Annotated in this window: 2 protein-coding genes; one reads left to right on the top strand and one right to left on the bottom strand. The window is 34.7% G+C overall.

Annotation, left to right across the window (positions count from 1 at the left end):
• Window positions 1-398: 398 nt before the first annotated feature.
• The gene (locus BB045_RS08550; protein ID WP_075140678.1) at window positions 399-875 is read left to right on the top strand and encodes a replication/maintenance protein RepL; all 477 of its coding nucleotides are present in this window, start codon (window positions 399-401) and stop codon (window positions 873-875) included.
• Window positions 876-1,207: 332 nt separating this feature from the next.
• On the opposite strand, the gene BB045_RS12225 is transcribed toward BB045_RS08550, so the two are convergent.
• On the bottom strand, window positions 1,208-1,403 hold a 196-nt coding region (locus tag BB045_RS12225), incomplete at its 5' end, for a hypothetical protein (RefSeq protein ID WP_218596604.1).

The following is a 1,403-nucleotide window of genomic DNA, read 5'->3' on the forward strand; positions in this document are numbered from 1 at the left end:
AATGCTAGCCATATAATAAAAAATAATCGTAAACATAAACGCATTCACTTCTTTTCTATATAAATATGAACGAAGTGAATAAGCGTCGGAAAGCAGCAAAAAGCTTCCTTTTTGCTGTTGGAGCATGGGGTTTCAGGGGGTGCAGTATCTGACGTAAATGCCGAGCGAAAGCGAGCCGAAGGGTAGCATTTATGTTAGATAACCCCCTGATATGCTCCGACGCTTTATATAGAAAAGAAGATTTAACTACTTAAATGTTTAATATAGGTTGATATGATAGTTTTTATAAGGAATTTCTTTGTAGTGATTTCTCACTACATTTGTAGTGATTTCTCACTACATTCGTTGTGATTTTATCACTACAATGTTAAAATTTGGATAAAAGGAGGAAAAATAAAATGAAAGAAAGATATGGAACAGTCTATAAAGGCTCTCAGAGGCTCATAGACGAACAAAGTGGCGAAGTAATAGAAGTAGATAAGTTATACCGTAAACAAACGTCTGGTAACTTCGTAAAGGCTTATATGGTGCAATTAATAAGTATGTTAGACATGATTGGAGGAAAAAAACTAAAAATCGTTAACTATATTCTTGATAATGTACATTTAAGCAATAATACAATGATAGCTACTACTAGAGAAATTGCTAAAGAAACAGGCACAAGTACACAAACAGTCTCAAGAACGCTAAAGATTTTAGAAGAAGGAAATATAATAAAAAGAAAAACAGGAGCATTAATGCTTAATCCAGAACTACTCATGAGAGGCGATGACCAAAAACAAAAATACCTCTTACTCGAATTTGGGAACTTTGAGCAAGAGGCCGACGAAAAGCAAGAGAATGCTTTATCAGATTATTATTCTTTCAAGGAGTAGTATAGCATAAATTCGTCTATCTTGTAGACGAACGGACTAGATAAAACTAGTCCGTTTTTTTTTATAACTTTGGATCTACTCGCTTACACTCGCAGAACAAAGTTATAACTAATAACAACCCACCATTAAATTTTACATTTTAAAATAATTGCTTTTTGACTTCACGATATCGCTTTAATGATTTGGATTGGTTGTTAAGTTGGAATTAATCCAACTTAAAACCTGCACCAATCGCCACAAAAGTGGCTATCATTTTCGCTTTGCTCGTCAAAAATTTTCTCATTTCAAAATGTAAAATTTAGGTTTGGCAAGCATCGTATTTGCTAGCCACATCATTCGCTATCGCTCATTCGTGGCTGCAAATACACTTGTTGGGGGAACGCCCCCCAACCCCCCTGCCAAATGCTAGCCATATAATAAAAAATAATCGTAAACATAAACGCATTCACTTCTTTTCTATATAAATATGAACGAAGTGAATAAGCGTCGGAAAGCAGCAAAAAGCTTCCTTTTTGCTGTTGGAGCATG

The sequence above is a fragment of the Staphylococcus sp. MB377 genome (assembly GCF_001922505.1).
Lineage (GTDB): Bacteria > Bacillota > Bacilli > Staphylococcales > Staphylococcaceae > Staphylococcus > Staphylococcus haemolyticus.